This window comes from Flavobacterium sp. KH_001, assembly GCF_057840745.1.
Genome location: NZ_CM174520.1, coordinates 2,034,632 through 2,049,882, shown reverse-complemented (window position 1 = coordinate 2,049,882; position 15,251 = coordinate 2,034,632). Strand labels below are relative to the sequence as shown.

Annotated in this window: 13 protein-coding genes; 5 read left to right on the top strand and 8 right to left on the bottom strand. The window is 34.5% G+C overall.

All coding sequences use genetic code 11. The features are described from left to right. Window positions 1-27 precede the first annotated feature (27 nt). Together AC3ITQ_RS08925 and apaG are read left to right on the top strand one after the other, a co-directional pair. Window positions 28-1,287: a type IX secretion system plug protein gene (locus AC3ITQ_RS08925; protein ID WP_489238168.1), complete on the top strand. Its 1,260-nt coding sequence runs from the start codon at window positions 28-30 to the stop codon at window positions 1,285-1,287. Between the two features lie 79 nt (window positions 1,288-1,366). Continuing rightward, complete coding sequence (gene apaG / locus AC3ITQ_RS08920; RefSeq protein ID WP_008467225.1) at window positions 1,367-1,753, top strand: Co2+/Mg2+ efflux protein ApaG; 387 nt, start codon at window positions 1,367-1,369, stop codon at window positions 1,751-1,753. On the opposite strand, the gene pdeM is transcribed toward apaG, so the two are convergent. The 4 genes from pdeM to AC3ITQ_RS08900 all read right to left on the bottom strand — a co-directional run bounded on the left by pdeM (window position 1,750) and on the right by AC3ITQ_RS08900 (window position 7,666). Further along, window positions 1,750-2,385, bottom strand: a complete 636-nt coding sequence (pdeM, locus tag AC3ITQ_RS08915; protein ID WP_489238166.1) for a ligase-associated DNA damage response endonuclease PdeM — start codon at window positions 2,383-2,385, stop codon at window positions 1,750-1,752. The two genes, apaG and pdeM, sit on opposite strands and share 4 nt — an antisense overlap. A gap of 9 nt (window positions 2,386-2,394) precedes the next feature. Beyond that, entirely contained in the window at window positions 2,395-4,854 is a 2,460-nt protein-coding gene (locus AC3ITQ_RS08910) for a ligase-associated DNA damage response DEXH box helicase (protein WP_489238164.1), read from the bottom strand. A gap of 182 nt (window positions 4,855-5,036) precedes the next feature. Continuing rightward, window positions 5,037-6,638 (bottom strand): ATP-dependent DNA ligase, encoded by a 1,602-nt coding sequence (locus tag AC3ITQ_RS08905; protein WP_489238162.1) that lies wholly within the window; start codon window positions 6,636-6,638, stop codon window positions 5,037-5,039. Next, entirely contained in the window at window positions 6,635-7,666 is a 1,032-nt protein-coding gene (locus AC3ITQ_RS08900) for a ligase-associated DNA damage response exonuclease (RefSeq protein ID WP_489238160.1), read from the bottom strand. The genes AC3ITQ_RS08905 and AC3ITQ_RS08900 overlap by 4 nt, the downstream gene beginning before the upstream one ends. Window positions 7,667-7,876: 210 nt before the next feature. Here AC3ITQ_RS08900 and pruA point away from each other — a divergent pair, with 210 nt between their 5' ends. Beyond that, complete coding sequence (pruA, locus tag AC3ITQ_RS08895; protein ID WP_489238158.1) at window positions 7,877-9,502, top strand: L-glutamate gamma-semialdehyde dehydrogenase; 1,626 nt, start codon at window positions 7,877-7,879, stop codon at window positions 9,500-9,502. 86 nt (window positions 9,503-9,588) lie between these two features. On the opposite strand, the gene AC3ITQ_RS08890 is transcribed toward pruA, so the two are convergent. Genes AC3ITQ_RS08890 through AC3ITQ_RS08880 form a run of 3 tightly spaced genes read right to left on the bottom strand, consistent with a single transcriptional unit; the run spans window position 9,589 to window position 13,130 of the window. Next, window positions 9,589-11,331, bottom strand: a complete 1,743-nt coding sequence (locus tag AC3ITQ_RS08890) for a CocE/NonD family hydrolase (protein WP_489238156.1) — start codon at window positions 11,329-11,331, stop codon at window positions 9,589-9,591. Between the two features lie 24 nt (window positions 11,332-11,355). Beyond that, window positions 11,356-12,072: a LytR/AlgR family response regulator transcription factor gene (locus AC3ITQ_RS08885; RefSeq protein ID WP_489238154.1), complete on the bottom strand. Its 717-nt coding sequence runs from the start codon at window positions 12,070-12,072 to the stop codon at window positions 11,356-11,358. Continuing rightward, window positions 12,069-13,130, bottom strand: a complete 1,062-nt coding sequence (locus AC3ITQ_RS08880; RefSeq protein WP_489238152.1) for a sensor histidine kinase — start codon at window positions 13,128-13,130, stop codon at window positions 12,069-12,071. Before AC3ITQ_RS08880 ends, AC3ITQ_RS08885 begins: the two co-directional genes overlap by 4 nt. An 86-nt stretch (window positions 13,131-13,216) precedes the next feature. On the opposite strand from AC3ITQ_RS08880, the gene AC3ITQ_RS08875 reads away from it, so the two are divergent. Next, window positions 13,217-13,384, top strand: a complete 168-nt coding sequence (locus AC3ITQ_RS08875) for a hypothetical protein (RefSeq protein WP_489238150.1) — start codon at window positions 13,217-13,219, stop codon at window positions 13,382-13,384. A gap of 50 nt (window positions 13,385-13,434) precedes the next feature. Here the strand turns inward: AC3ITQ_RS08875 and AC3ITQ_RS08870 are convergent, their stop codons facing one another. Continuing rightward, entirely contained in the window at window positions 13,435-13,881 is a 447-nt protein-coding gene (locus tag AC3ITQ_RS08870) for a hypothetical protein (protein WP_489238148.1), read from the bottom strand. Window positions 13,882-14,176: 295 nt separating this feature from the next. Here AC3ITQ_RS08870 and AC3ITQ_RS08865 point away from each other — a divergent pair, with 295 nt between their 5' ends. Continuing rightward, window positions 14,177-15,229, top strand: a complete 1,053-nt coding sequence (locus AC3ITQ_RS08865) for a sensor histidine kinase (RefSeq protein ID WP_489238146.1) — start codon at window positions 14,177-14,179, stop codon at window positions 15,227-15,229. The last annotated feature ends 22 nt before the right edge of the window (window positions 15,230-15,251 follow it).

Sequence of the window (15,251 nt, the reverse complement as noted above, 5' to 3'; positions counted from 1 at the left end):
ATATTTACAATCTTACAACGTAATAAGATGTCAAAATTTTTGTTTCAAAGTTTACTTTTACTTTTCATTTTTACTTCGGCGAAAGCCCAGGAAGTACAAACCGAAGTTACTCCTCCATACAATATCAAAACCGTTTCATTTATTCAGAACGGAAGTAATGTAGTGCCGATTTTCGAGTTGGGCTCAACATTTCAATTGCAATTTGATGATTTGTTTGGGAATGAAGCCAATTATTATTTTGATGTAATTCATTGCGACTACAACTGGATTCCGACTGACATCCCGAAGACCGATTATGTTCGTGGTTTCGACAATCAGCGAATAACCGACTACTCCAATTCTTTCAATACTTTACAGGCTTTTTCTCATTATCGTCTTTCTTTTCCTAACCAGTTTACCACACAATTGCTAATTTCAGGCAATTATATGTTGCGAATTTTGAACGAAGACAGAGAAGTTGTTTTCTCCAGAAAGTTCATTTTATTCGAAAATCATTCAACAGTTGGGGCTTTAGTAAAACGCAGCCGAAACCTCAGCAATATTGATTACAAACAAAATCTGGAATTTACAGTGCTTTCCAACGACATTGTTTTTCAGACGCCTCTGCAGAATGTAAAAGTACTTTTAATGCAAAATGGAGACTTTAATACTACGATCAAAAATATTCCTCCACAATATACCATTGGTAACCAAATGGTATATAAATATGATAAGGAGACGCAATTTTGGGCTGGAAATGAGTTTTTATATTTTGAGAATAAAGACATTCGCGCGGCGAGTAATAATGTCGCAAAAGTAGGCTCGGCGAACGATATTTACAGTTCCTTTTTATACACCAGCCAGGCGAGGGCAAATCAAATTTATACTTTATATGAAGACGTAGACGGAAATTTTGTTGTGAAGAACATCAATGGTTCCAACCAGGAAATCGAAGCAGATTATGCCTGGGTTTATTTCAGTCTTTCTGCCCCAGCATTTCGTTTAAACAAAGACATTTATATTGTTGGAATGTTTAATAATTACAGCTTATCTCCCGAATACAAAATGGACTATGATGAAAAAAAAGGAGTTTATGAAAAAGCCGTAATGATCAAGCAAGGCTTCACCAATTTTGAGTATCGAGTAGCCGATAAAAAAGGAGTGATTGACTATGAAAATGCGATCGACGGTAATTTCTATCAAACAGAAAACGAGTACACTATCCTGGTTTATTACAAACATAGTTCAGATCGATACGAAAGAGTAATTGGAAAAGGAAACGCAAACTCAATAAATATCACCAATTAAAACATTGTTAAAGGATTTCGTTGAACGATTTTTTTTCGTAAGTTTGCAACTATAACACACACATATATACTACGTTAGTATGGTTTCTCAGATTACAAGAGGCATAAAAATATCAGTTTTGACTAGTTTTGAAGGTACTTACTTCAAGAACTACAAGATTCATTTTGCCTTTAGTTACGTAGTTACGATTGAAAACCACAGCAAAGATTCAGTACAATTGACTTCTCGTCACTGGGAAATTTTTGATTCACTTAACGACTTAGAAGTTGTTGACGGAGAAGGTGTTATTGGAAAAAAACCAGTTTTAAAACCGGGAGAAAACCACACTTACAGCTCAGGTTGTTTATTATCATCTCCTTATGGAGCTATGAAAGGTCATTTTAATATGATCAATTTTACTACTACCAAAACATTCAAAGTTATTGTTCCGACTTTTAGAATGTGCGCTCCATTTGCCTTAAATTAATTTATCGATATTTCAATTACGCCTTCTCTTGTGATAGCATATGCTTTATCATTTTCTGTCGGGGTCATATAAGAATTTCCTGTAAACTCACCAAAAGCCGGAAAAATCATTTGATTTGGTTTTCTAAAAAAACAAGACAAACTCAAAAACTGTCTTCCCATTCCCTTTAATTTAATTCCAGGATGAATGTGTCCGCAAAAATTAAATAATTGTTCTCTTTCTGATGGATGATGGGTCAGCAAAAAATCATGAATAATCAATTCGGGATATACTTCAATATTCAAATCTAAATAGTATTGTTTCGAAATTATATCGTGATTGCCTTCAATCAAAATAATTTTCTGAGAATGTGTTTTTGTCCAATCAGAGAAAAAATTCCATTCATTATTGATTTTACTGTGGAATAAATCTCCTAAAAAAATAACAGTCTTAGAGTCAAATAATTCTAACACGGTATTCAATCTGGTAAAATTTTCTAATACCGCTTTTTCAGGAATCGCCATTCCGTGTTTTCTAAAATGGCCGATCTTTCCTAAATGCAAGTCAGAAATGAATACTATTTTTTCTTCTTCCCAAAAAGCAGCACCAGAATGATGTAAAACAAAATTTTGATTATTGATAGTAATTTTCATGCTGAATTCTTATTTCATGTAGCTTGCTGTCATTTTTTTAATTCTTTCCTGTAAAGTTTCGCTGGATAATTTTTCTCTTAATCGATCTGTAATTATTGGAAAACTAAATGGCGTAGGTTTTTTGCATTGCTTCCAAACTATATTTTGCCTGTTGATTCTTTCCATTGCCTGAATCAAACGACCCTCTTCTACTTGATGTTCGAATGTTTCTGTGAAAGCCTGCTGCAACAATAAATTATCAGGTTCATGATCCCGAAAAACTTCAAAAAGCAACTGCGATCCGCTTTGCAAATGTCTCCTTTTAATTGGTTTTCCAGGCATTCCTGTAAAAACTAATCCTGCAATAACGGCAATATCGCGAAATTTTCTACGTGCCATTTCGGTCGAATTTAGGCTTTTTTGTAAATCATGATGTACATATTCTGTCGTAAATAAATCATTATCAAATACCGCTTCCATATCAATTTCCTGATCTGATAAAAGTTCAAATCCGTAGTCGTTATAGGCCAAAGAAAAAGTTATGGGCGAAAGCAAACTAATGCGATACGAAATCAAACTTGCCAATGCTTCGTGCACATAACGCCCTTCAAAAGGATAAAAAATGGCATGAAAACCTTCTCGCGTTTTAAAGGTTTCTATTAAAAATTCATCATCATTGGGAACGATACTTTCTTTTCGCTGTCTTTCAAAAAGTGGTTTCAATGCCTTTAATTCAGGTGATAAACTTTCTGTATTTGCGGCATACAATTCCTCGCGCAGTAATTCACTCATCTGAGCAGATAATGTCATTCGCCCGCCCATCCAGCTTACGACTCGAGAAGCTTTTTTCGGATCTGCTTTCCGAACCAAAACCTGCATATTCTTCACGCGAAACAATTCCAGTCTTTTTCCCGCAAATGTAAAAACATCGCCGGGCTGTAATTTTGAAGCAAACCATTCTTCAATCGAGCCAATATAACCGCCGCTTAAAAACTTAACATTTAGGGCTGCATCGCCAACAATTGTTCCAATCTGCATTCGATGATGCATCGCAATAAGTCGGCTGTTAATTTTAAAACGTCCATCTTCTTCAATCTCTACTTTTTTATATTCATCATAAGCTTGTAAACTTTGGCTTCCATTAGTAATAAAATTCAAAACCCAATTCCAGTTTTCTTTTGTAATATTCTGAAAGCAGAAAGTTTGTTTAACTTCTTCAAAAATTTCATTAGGAAAAAACCCATCTGAAACCGCTAACGTATTAAGGTACTGCACCAAAACATCCCAACTATTCAAATACGGCATTCGATCTTCGACAACGGTTTTGGCAACCGCTTTTTTCAACGCCGAAGCCTCAATCAATTCCATTGCATGTGTGGCGAGAAAATAAATTACACTCTCTTTGCCAGGCTGATGACCACTTCTTCCGGCTCTTTGTAGAAATCGCGCAACACCTTTTGGCCCGCCAACCTGAATAATCGTTTCCACTGGTGCAAAATCAACGCCAAGATCCAAACTCGACGTACAAACTACCACTTTTAATTCCTCATCTCTTATGGCATTTTCTACCCATAAACGCGTTTCCCTGCTAATACTTCCATGATGCATGGCCATATCGCCGGCAAACTCCGGATATTTTTCTAAAAGCGCCTGAAACCACATTTCGCATGCAGAACGGACATTGGTAAAAATTAATGTTGTCTTGCTTTTCCTGACGATTTTCGCCACCTCATCAATCAAGTGTAAACCCATGTGTCCGCGCCACGGATAACTTTCCATTTTTTCAGGAAGGATGGATTCAATTTTTATTTTTTTATTGATATGTGCTTTAATCAAAACCGAGTTTTCATAAGCTTCTGAATTAACACCTAACAAAACCTGTTGTGCCAGTTCCAGGTTTCCAATGGTAGCTGAAATTCCCCAAATTTTCATTTTTGGCGCAACTGTTTTTAATCGCGACAACGCCAATTCCATTTGAACGCCGCGTTTTGTACCTAATAATTCGTGCCATTCATCTACCACAATAGCGCCACAATTGGCAAAAGTTTTTGCAAATTCTTTGGAGGCTAAAAGCAACTGCAAACTTTCCGGAGTTGTAATCAACAAATCGGGCATTTTTTTGCTCTGCTTCGTTCTTTCGCTTTGCGAAGTATCTCCGGAACGAATTCCAACAGTCAATGGCAAATCTAAATCGGTTATAATTCGTTCAGCTGCCTGTTTTATTTCGACAGAAAGCGCTCGTAAAGGTGTAATCCAGATTGCTTTTAATCCAGGTTTGTGTTTGGTTTTAAAAGCAGGATTTGTTTTGATATAGTCGAGAACGATAGGAAACCATAAGGCATAAGTTTTTCCGCTTCCGGTTGGCGCGTTTAATAAACCGTTTTTGCCTTGCAGAAATGCGGTCCATGTTCGGGTTTGAAACGGAAATGATTTCCATCCCTGATCCCGAAACCAGTTTTCTGCAATTGTGTATAGTTCTTCTCTGTTCATTTATAATGGTTTGACCATGGTATAAGTATTTAAACACATAGAAACATAGCTTTCGAAATCGTATAAAGGCGTTTCACTTGTATTAAAACACATAGCTATGTGTGGAAACTTGTTTCTTTTGTATCCCTTTTACAGACATTTAACCTATGTTTCTATGTGTTTATTTTTTTAATTATTAAATCTTACGAAATCATACTTTTTAAATCTTCAATGGAATTAGCGTCTTCAATTTTTTTGTCTTGTCGCCATCTTAAAATTCTTGGGAATCTTGTCGCAACACCACTTTTATGTCTTTTGGAAAGTGCAATTCCTTCAAAACCAATTTCGAAAACTAATTTTGGCGTTACACTTCGAACAGGACCAAAACGCTCTAAAGTGTTTTTTTTGATAAAATCATCTACTTTCCTAAATTCAGCATCGGTTAAACCGGAATAGGCTTTTGCGAAAGTGACTAGTTCTTTTTCGTCTTTTTCATTGGTTTGCCAAAGTGCAAAAGTATAATCGGTAAATAGATTCGATCTTCGTCCATGACCGCGCATGGCGTACGTCAAAACAGCATCAATCACTAAAGGTTCTATCTTCCATTTCCACCAATCGCCTTTTTTTCTTCCCACCTGATAAGTTGAATCGTTGCGTTTTATCATTAAACCTTCACTTTTCATTTCGCGGGCACGCATTCTTTCTGCCGTCACGTCTTCCCAGGAATGGAGCAAAACTCTTTCTGATAATTGAAAACTTTTAGTTTTATCTTTTATCGAATCGTATAATTGTTCTAATAATAATCTTCTTTCTGAATATGGTAAGTTTCGAATATCCTGACCATCCCATTCCAAAATATCATAAGCTTTTAGAATGACCGGAACTTTTTCAAGTAAACTGGCTGATGTTGTTTTGCGACCAATTCGGGTTTGCAAATCATTGAAAGTTCCGATTTCTCCTTCGGGAAAAGCTAAAATTTCAGCATCAATAACAGTTCCGTTGGGAATCAAACCAACGAAAGAATGAAACTCCGGATATTTGTCCGTTACCAGCTCCTCGCCTCTTGACCAGACATAAATTTCGCTTTCGCGGATAATGGTCTGTGACCGGATCCCGTCCCATTTATGTTCGACGGACCAATCTTCCGGATTTCCTAAATTATCAACATCTCCTTCAATTGGATACGCCAGATAAAACGGATAAGGTTTCGATAAATAATCACTGCTTTTTTCATCCAAAATCAATTCCTGAAAAGTGATCTTATTCGGATCCCAATTCCCCATTAATTTATATGCCAAAGCATCTTCATCAACATCTTCTGCTTTTGATAAAGCCCTGGTCATTAATTTTTGGCTTACGCCGATTCTTAAACTTCCTGTAATTAATTTGGTAAAAACAAAACGTTCATAATAATTTAAAGCCAGCCAGTTTTCATGTAAATATTCCTTTTTTTCTATATCCGATTTCTTTTTTAACGCAATAATTTCCTGAAGATACTCAGTTAAACTTTTATCAGAATGTTCTTTTGTAGTGGGAATAATCAACGCAATTGTTTCTGCTAAATCTCCCACAATATGATAACTTTCTTCAAAAAGCCATAGCGGAATATTTGCCAGTTCATTAGCCCAAGTTCTCAACAAAGTAGTATTAACAGGTCGTGGCGGACGACGATGCGAGAGAATCGCAATGGTCCACACTTTATCTTCCGGCGATGCATTTTTGAAATACATCGTCAGGGCATCGACCTTTACATTCGTTTTATTCGAACTGTCTAGCGTTTTTATCAGTTGGGCGAAATTTTTCATTCTTGGATTTCTTTTTCAGTTTCCACTTCTTTTTCCATTTCTGCCGTCTCACCTTCATATTGCGTTTTCTCCGTTCTGGCATCGTAACCCAATTCTCTTAGATATTTAGAAAAAATATCGGTATAACCGTGCGTGCAAATTATCTTTTCTGCTCCGGTTGCTTTTATACTATCCAATAAGGAAAACCAATCGCAATGATCACTTAAAACAAAACCTTTGTCAATAGCACGTCTGCGTCTGGCTCCGCGAAACGCCATCCAGCCACTTGCTGAACCGGTGACAAAAGGCGTCATTTTTCTGATCCAGATACTTCCGTGCGCGCTTGGCGGTGCGAGGACAATATTTCCCAATAAATCTTCTTTTTTAGTTTCACGTGTTACTAATGTTGTGGGTGGGAAATCAACCATCGGGCGTAAAACATTTGTCATGTTTTCGATAGCGCCATGTGTATAAATCGTTCCAATATCGGTATCGAGGTATTTTAAAAGTCGCTGGGCTTTTCCTAAAGAATATCCAAAAAGAATAGATGTTTTACCTTCTGCTTTATTTTCTGCCCACCAATTATTGATTTCTGTAATTACTTCAGCTTGGGGCGTCCAGTTAAAAGCCGGTAAACCAAAAGTACATTCGGTAATAAAAGTGTCACATTTTATAACTTCATAGGGAACCGAGATTCCATCATCCTCTGTTTTATAATCGCCTGTAAAAACCCACACTTCACCTTTGTGTTCCACTCTAATTTGAGAACTTCCAATGATATGTCCAGCTGGATGTAACGAAAATTTCACATTGTTGATAACAAAGGTTTCACCCCATTCTTTTCCCGTAACATTTATTTCTCCTAACCGATGACGGATAATAGGAATATTAGTGTGATGCGTAATATAATTTTGATTTCCCCAGCGAGAATGATCAGCATGTCCGTGCGTAATGATGGCATTTTTCACAGGTTTCCATGGATCAAGATAAACATCGGCCTGTTGGCAGTAAATACCTTTATCGTTAAAAGCTAAGAGTGGGATTTTCATGTTGTTACCATTTTTACTATTGATAAACCTTTTGGCACATTTTGGCACATTCTATCAAATTTAACTAATTACCATTCAAACCGTTTTATAGTTTTGCTGTATTAGTTTATTAAATTTCAACTTTTTAATATTGTATTGTGATATAATCAAATTATCATTTGTACTTTTGTCAAAAATTAGACATTTCGTAATTTTAAAATAATTTATCCCATGTTAAAAGGATTCTTTCATGTACCAAAAGCGGTAAACGAACCTGTAAAAGGTTATGCACCAAACTCGCCAGAAAAAGCAGCTGTTCAGGCAGCTTACACTACAATGTGGAACTCAAAAATTGATGTACCATTATACATTGGAAGTGAAGAAATCAAAACTGGAAATACAAAAACAATTTCAGCTCCACACGATCATAAACATATCGTTGGAACCTATCATTTAGCTGAAAAACAACATATCGAAAAAGCGATTGCAAATGCTCTTGAATCAAGAACTGCATGGGCAAACATGGCATGGGAACAACGTGCTGCTATTTTCTTAAAAGCTGCTGAACTTATTGCAGGTCCATACAGAGCACGTATCAACGCTGCTACTATGATTGGACAATCTAAAAATATTCACCAGGCAGAAATTGATGCTTCTTGTGAATTGATTGACTTTTTACGTTACAACGTAGAGTTCATGACACAAATTTATGGAGATCAGCCAAAATCTGATTCTACAACATGGAATCGTTTAGAATACAGACCTCTTGAAGGTTTTGTTTACGCTATTACTCCTTTCAACTTTACTGCTATCGCTGCAAACCTTCCTGCAAGTGCTGCTATGATGGGCAACGTTGTAATCTGGAAACCAAGTGATAGCCAGGTTTTCTCCACAAAAATTATTATTGAAGTTTTCAAAGAAGCAGGAGTTCCTGATGGCGTTATCAACGTTGTTTTTGGAGATGCTTTAATGATTACGGATACTGTTTTGGCAAGCCGTGATTTTGCCGGAGTTCACTTTACAGGATCAACTCACGTATTTAAAGATATCTGGGCTAAAATTGGTGCCAATATCAACAACTATAAAACTTATCCAAGAATCGTTGGAGAAACTGGTGGTAAAGATTTTATTATTGCACACCCAAGCGCTAATGTAAAACAAGTTGCAACAGGAATTAGTCGTGGTGCATTTGAATTTCAAGGACAAAAATGTTCTGCAGCTTCAAGAGCTTATATTCCACAAAGTTTATGGCCAGCCGTAAAAGAACAATTAATTGCTGACGTAAAATCTATGAAAATGGGTTCTCCGGAAGATTTCGGAAACTTTATTACAGCAGTTATCCACGAAGGTTCTTTTGATAAATTAGCTAGTTATATCGACCAGGCTAAAAAAGATGCTGATGCAGAAATTATTGTTGGTGGAAATTACGATAAATCTGTAGGTTACTTTATTGAGCCAACGGTTATTGTAACTACAAACCCAAAATACACTACAATGGAAACCGAATTATTCGGACCAGTAATTACTATTTACGTTTACGAAGATGCAAAATGGGAAGAGACTTTAGAATTAGTGGATACTACTTCTGAGTACGCTTTAACAGGAGCTGTTTTCAGCCAGGATCGTTATGCTATTGAAGTAGCTACTACGAAATTGCAAAATGCTGCTGGTAACTTCTACATCAACGATAAACCAACAGGAGCTGTTGTAGGAATGCAGCCTTTTGGTGGAGCAAGAGCTTCAGGAACGAACGACAAAGCAGGTTCTGCATTGAACTTATTACGTTGGGCTTCTCCAAGAACGATCAAAGAAACTTTTGTAACTCCGGAAGATTACAGATATCCTTTCTTAGGTTAATAATTTGTTTCAAGTTTCAGGTTTCAAGTTTGAAACTTTGTCTATATAAAAAGCCGAATCTACATTTAGATTCGGCTTTTTTTTTCTTATTTCCAGATCGGAATTTTTACAAAACTATCATTATACCATTCTACTTTTAATGGTTCTGTTACATCTTTAATGGTTTCATCACTAACTTCTTTTCCTGTTCCATAATTTAACTGAGAAAAGGCATTCTTATTAACATTAAGCACAACAACTAAACGACTCCCTTTATTTAATTGTTTACTGACCAAATGTGTATTCGAAAAAGGAATGACTTCTATTTGGTTTGATTTTAATAAATTTCTCGCTGTAATATCTTTAGCATAACTGGCTCGTCCTAAAAAATAAGACAGATGAAAATATTCTCCATTTGACATTAACTCATATAAAGTAACTCCAATATCCAGATCATTCTTATTGATGCTTACTTTTATTTCTCCTAAGAAGGAACCATTAATTAACATTGATTCTTTTAATGGATCACTAACAAAAACATATCCGCTTGTTGTATCAATTTCTTTTCTAACAATAGGATCCGGATAGTACTCATTACTTTGTATTTGCCTGTCTGCAAAATTTACTTCTTGTGATAGATAACTGATTTTGCCAGGTTTTTTAGCGTTCAAAGAATAAAATTTTCCTGATTTATTATTTGTTAGATAAAAAGTCAGAAAACCATTGCTCATTTTGTCAAGAGAAGGAGCGCTTCGCCACGCGTTTAAACCCATTACTTCATAGTTTATTTTATCTTTTAGCATTTCTGGTTTTGATCCATTTTTCAGGATATAGTCAAACCATTGATACGTTATTTTTTTAATATCGATTAGGGCAGTTGAATCAACTTTGTAATCACGCAATTCAATTTTTCCTCCAATTTGAGTACCAAAATGATCGTACGGTCCAATTATTACATATACCGGAGTTTTTGGATTGTATTTCTGAAGTTCTCGTATGTAATACAAACTTGAATTTTGAGAATCATTATAATAGCCATCAAAAGCTAAAACAGGAATGTTTATTTGTTCAAAATCTTCTTTATAAGGTGCCATTTTTTGCCAATATTCGTCAAATGAAGGATGTTTTATCCATCTTTGAAAATGTCGATTTGGACTACCATCAATACTATCCATTTTTTTATAAGCAACACCGGTTTCCCACCAATTAAATTGCATTCTTCGAAACCGCTGCCTGTCATTTCCTGCAATTGTATCCAGATATTTGTTATTCCCAACATAAAACGACCATTCATAATTGGGATTTACAAAAATGTTATTTTCCATCGGAAGCCCCATTCCGGGTCTGTTAGCAACATACGGAACTATCGTTTTTAGTGCTGGATGCATCTTTTTGCAAGCTGCCCACTGTGTATATCCATTGTAACTGCCACCATACATCCCTACACTTCCGTTACACCAATCTTGTTTACTGATCCAATCTATTACATCGTATGCGTCATTTGCATCGTTTTCATAAGGAAATATTTCATCAGGACTAAATCGTTTACCACGAGAATAGGCAATAACACCAACATAATCTTTATCTGCCGCATCTTTTAGGGATTTGATATCTCTTCCTTTATCTCGCACATAAATCGTATATTGAAGTATCACAGGTTTTGGAACAGAAGCTCCTTTTTTCCGAACGACAATTGCCGATATAAAAGCGCCATCACGGGTTTTGATCATCACACTATCCTGAATAGTATAAGCACTTTTTAAATCGTCTGATTTTGTTGCACTAATTTGCTGTGAGAATGTATTTGATACGAGTAAAATAAGAAATACAAAATGTAAAATTGTTTTCATTGAATCGTTTATAGTTAGTTTTCGCTAAATCTCGTTGCTGTTTATGAATTTGACTGATTGACGGTTTGAAACTTTTAATAATTCGCCTGTCTTTAGTATCAATTCAAGTCCGCCACCAACTATTCTTTTTACTTCCTTGATAAAATTGACATTTACAATTTCGGTTCGATTTATTCTGAAAAAAACATTTTTATCTAATATTTCTTCCCATTGACGAAGAGAACGCCTTTGAAGTGCTTTTTTCCCCTGAAAATAAAGTCTGGTGTAATTTTCAAGTGATTCGATTAAGTAAATTTCATTCACTTGAACAAAAAACCGTTTTTCTCCATCCTTAATGAAAATTTTACGATTGTTTGCTAGTGAATTTGGAGCAGGTTTTAAGTTTATCGTATTTCTTATTTTTTCAATTGCTTGTGCGAAACGCTCTTCCCGTATAGGTTTCATTAAATAATCTAAAGCATTTACTTCAAATGCCTGCACAGCATACTGATTAAAAGCGGTTGTAAATAGCACAGCTGGTACATGGTCTAAAGATTCTAATAAATCGAAACCAGATTTTTCGGGCATCTGAATATCTAAAAAAATTAAATCAGGCCTACTTGCCTCAATTAAATCTTTTGCATCATCAGCATTTTCTGCCTCACCTATTAAAACAAAATCTTCATACGCCAATAAAGCTCTTTTCAGTTCTTCGCGTGATAAACGTTCATCATCTACTATTATAACTTTTATCTTTTTCATTTTGTAGGAAGTAAAATAGTTGCCAAAACCGTTTCATCATTCATCTCTTTAATTTCAAATGAAGCATTTCCGATATACTGTAGTTTTAATCGTTCTTTCAGATTGTTTAAACCTATGCCACAATCTTTTATTTCGCTACTTAGGTTACCTGAGTTTTGAACGCTAATTTTTATAAAATTATTTTCCTTTTCAACTTTTACAGTAATAAAACCACCGCTTTTTCTCTTTTCAATTCCGTGTTTAATTGCATTCTCAACCAGAGTCTGAATACTCAAAGGCAAAATCAAATGATTGAATAAGTCCACATTTGTTTCAATTTTCGTTTGCAAACGTTCCTCAAACCGAATTTTTTCTAATTCCAAATAATCTTTGACAAGATTAATCTCGTCATTTAAAAGTATTAATCTTCCAGTATTATTATTTAAAGAATTTCGCAACAACTCAGACAATAAATCAATTGCTCTTCTGGCTGAATCTGGATTTTCTAAAATCAAAAATTTTATATTGTTCAGTGAGTTAAAAAAGAAATGCGGATTTAACTGTGCGCTCAAATTGTTCAATTGTGCTTCTTTCATTATGAGTGACAATCGGGCATTTTCTTTTACCGTTTCTATTTCAAGTCTTGAATAATGATAGAGATGGTAAGCTAAAACCCAAATAGACATTAATCTTGTACCTGTTATAAAAACTTGCAATTGTGTGAATTTCAAAAATTCCAAAAACGAAACAGGACTGCTTTCTAAAATAATTAAACGAACCAGGTAAAGCTTAGCAACAATTAAAAGCATATAAAATACAGAAAGCACCAAAACACTAATTGCAATTCTTGGAACTAACCTTTTTAGACTTAAATTATTCCACCCATTTTTTAAAGCAAAGTTTCTGTAAACGTTTGTCAGTGTAATACCGATCGTAACGTCAAGTATTAAATCGGCTATACCAATTTTCCATATAAAAGTACCCCCAAAAAAAGCCGATAATCCCCAATATAAAGAAGTTGTAATCCAGCCAATTAATTGGATTCTCCAATATGTCGATATTCTTGTAGTTCTTTTCAATACAAAAGTTTTTAAGTGTTGTTGTAAAGGTATTCCTCTAATTAAGATTGAACAAATAAAAGTACATGAGCGGAAAATATTAGAGGATGAATGAGTTTTTTTGTTTCAGGTTTCAGGTTTCAGGTTTCAGGTTTCAGGTTTCAGGTTTCAGGTTTCAGGTTTCAGGTTTCAGGTTTCAGGTTTCAGGTTTCAGGTTTCAGGTTTCAGGTTTCAGGTTTCAGGTTTCAGGTTTCAGGTTTTGCGAGACTAAATAAAAAAGCCGAATCTAAATTAGATTCGGCTTTTTTATTTATAATTATTGCTTTTATTTGGTTTCTTCAAGATATAAATTGGCTATTTTTTCTAAATAATCTTCTGAGCGGAAGCCTTTCGAGTTGGTTAAAATAATTGCAGTAACATCATCTTTATGATAAATAATTAACCCCGATTTTACATCAGCTTGCGAAGCAATGATTTTACATGAATCCTTTTGAGGTATCATTAATTTTATCAATTTACTAATTAATACACTATTACTTTCCTCTTTTTCAAAAGAGCTTAGGTCGATATTACGAAGAAACGAATTCCTATTTTTATTCGGAATTCGTTTATCATGAACTTGAGAAGTTTCGGCTTTGCCGACAGCTAAAGGCGATTCTATAAATTTCGAAGGTTCTTCATATACAATATCCTGCTTTCTTTTTTGTGAAAATAGATTAATCGTGTTCATTAAAATCAGGATGCAGATTGCGTTTTTAATTGTTGTTTTCATTTCGGTTTTATTAGTTTATTACAAGAGGATTTCACTTTAATGCATTAATTAGAAATGCAATTAATACAAGAATAAGTTTGACCATAAAATATTTTTAAGCGAATGTAATTCCGGAATGATTTTGTAATTGCGCCCGCATACGGAAAGTCCTTTACAGCATTCAAATAATAAAAATCGGATCAAAAATAAATTCGTATGCCGAAACGCTGTTTTTGAAAGCGAAAACTCATTATTCATAGCAACAAACAAAGCTTACTTCTTTATTTTATTATCTTGCTCCTAATTAAAATACCTTATGAATTTCCTTAAAAACATTGACCTGAAAAGAGTATTATTACATCTTACCTACTGGATTTCTTTTTTGTTATTATACGTCTCTGAAAAATCTGATGACACGCCTTATTACGATTATACTTTTATTTATACGTTTAAAATCCTAGCTGAAGCCACTGTCGGCTACGCATTAATTTATTGGATTATTCCGCAAACCCTAAATAAAAAAAGATATTTACTCTTTATAATTTCCAGCGTAGGATGGCTTTACTTCGTCTTTGCTTTATTAATGACTTTAAAATATTACTATCTCGAACCTAAATTTCCTGGTTTCTTTGATGATTGGCTTGGACATAAAATGACTGTTCCCGAAAGGCTGACTTCTGGCAAATTGATTTTAAGAGAGTTCTCTTTTATTACTTATCCTATAATTATCTTAGGCTTTATAAGTTTTAATCGCAAACAGCAGCGTCTTTTAAAACTTGAAGAAGAAAAAAAATCAATGGAATTGAAAGTTTTAAAAAATCAACTGAATCCACACTTTTTATTTAATACTTTAAATAATCTATATACGCTGACATTAAAAAAAGATGATAAAGCACCTGAAGTAATTGCAAAGTTATCTGAAATCCTTGATTTTGTTTTATACCGATGCAACGAAGATTATGTTTCGATTGAAAAAGAAATTGCCTTAATCGAAAATTATATTACGCTGGAAAAACTCCGCTACAGCGAAAACCGATTAGATATTTTGTTCACCAAAAACATTCAGGAAAATGCCAAAATTTCTCCTTTAATTATTCTGACATTCATAGAAAATGCTTTTAAACACGGCGTGATTAACGAAACTGAAAAAGCAATAATTCGACTGAATCTGGAAAGCAACAAGCAGCAAATCATTTTTAGTATTGAGAACACAAAGCCTAAAAATGAACTTTCAAGAATTTCGGACAAATCAAAAATTGGATTAATAAATGTTCAAAAACAGCTGGATTTATTGTACCCCAAAAAACATCAATTAGAAATTGTAGAAACGCAAACTAATTATACTGTTAAACTTTATCTTACTATTTAATTCAAAAATTCATTATCCAACT

Coding starts and splice junctions, on each gene's coding strand:
- AC3ITQ_RS08925 (WP_489238168.1), top strand. CDS start 28: ATGTCAAAATTTTTGTTTCAAAGTTTACTTTTACTTTTCATTTTTACT.
- apaG (WP_008467225.1), top strand. CDS start 1,367: ATGGTTTCTCAGATTACAAGAGGCATAAAAATATCAGTTTTGACTAGT.
- pdeM (WP_489238166.1), bottom strand. CDS start 2,385: ATGAAAATTACTATCAATAATCAAAATTTTGTTTTACATCATTCTGGT.
- AC3ITQ_RS08910 (WP_489238164.1), bottom strand. CDS start 4,854: ATGAACAGAGAAGAACTATACACAATTGCAGAAAACTGGTTTCGGGAT.
- AC3ITQ_RS08905 (WP_489238162.1), bottom strand. CDS start 6,638: ATGAAAAATTTCGCCCAACTGATAAAAACGCTAGACAGTTCGAATAAA.
- AC3ITQ_RS08900 (WP_489238160.1), bottom strand. CDS start 7,666: ATGAAAATCCCACTCTTAGCTTTTAACGATAAAGGTATTTACTGCCAA.
- pruA (WP_489238158.1), top strand. CDS start 7,877: ATGTTAAAAGGATTCTTTCATGTACCAAAAGCGGTAAACGAACCTGTA.
- AC3ITQ_RS08890 (WP_489238156.1), bottom strand. CDS start 11,331: ATGAAAACAATTTTACATTTTGTATTTCTTATTTTACTCGTATCAAAT.
- AC3ITQ_RS08885 (WP_489238154.1), bottom strand. CDS start 12,072: ATGAAAAAGATAAAAGTTATAATAGTAGATGATGAACGTTTATCACGC.
- AC3ITQ_RS08875 (WP_489238150.1), top strand. CDS start 13,217: ATGAATGAGTTTTTTTGTTTCAGGTTTCAGGTTTCAGGTTTCAGGTTT.
- AC3ITQ_RS08870 (WP_489238148.1), bottom strand. CDS start 13,881: ATGAAAACAACAATTAAAAACGCAATCTGCATCCTGATTTTAATGAAC.
- AC3ITQ_RS08865 (WP_489238146.1), top strand. CDS start 14,177: ATGAATTTCCTTAAAAACATTGACCTGAAAAGAGTATTATTACATCTT.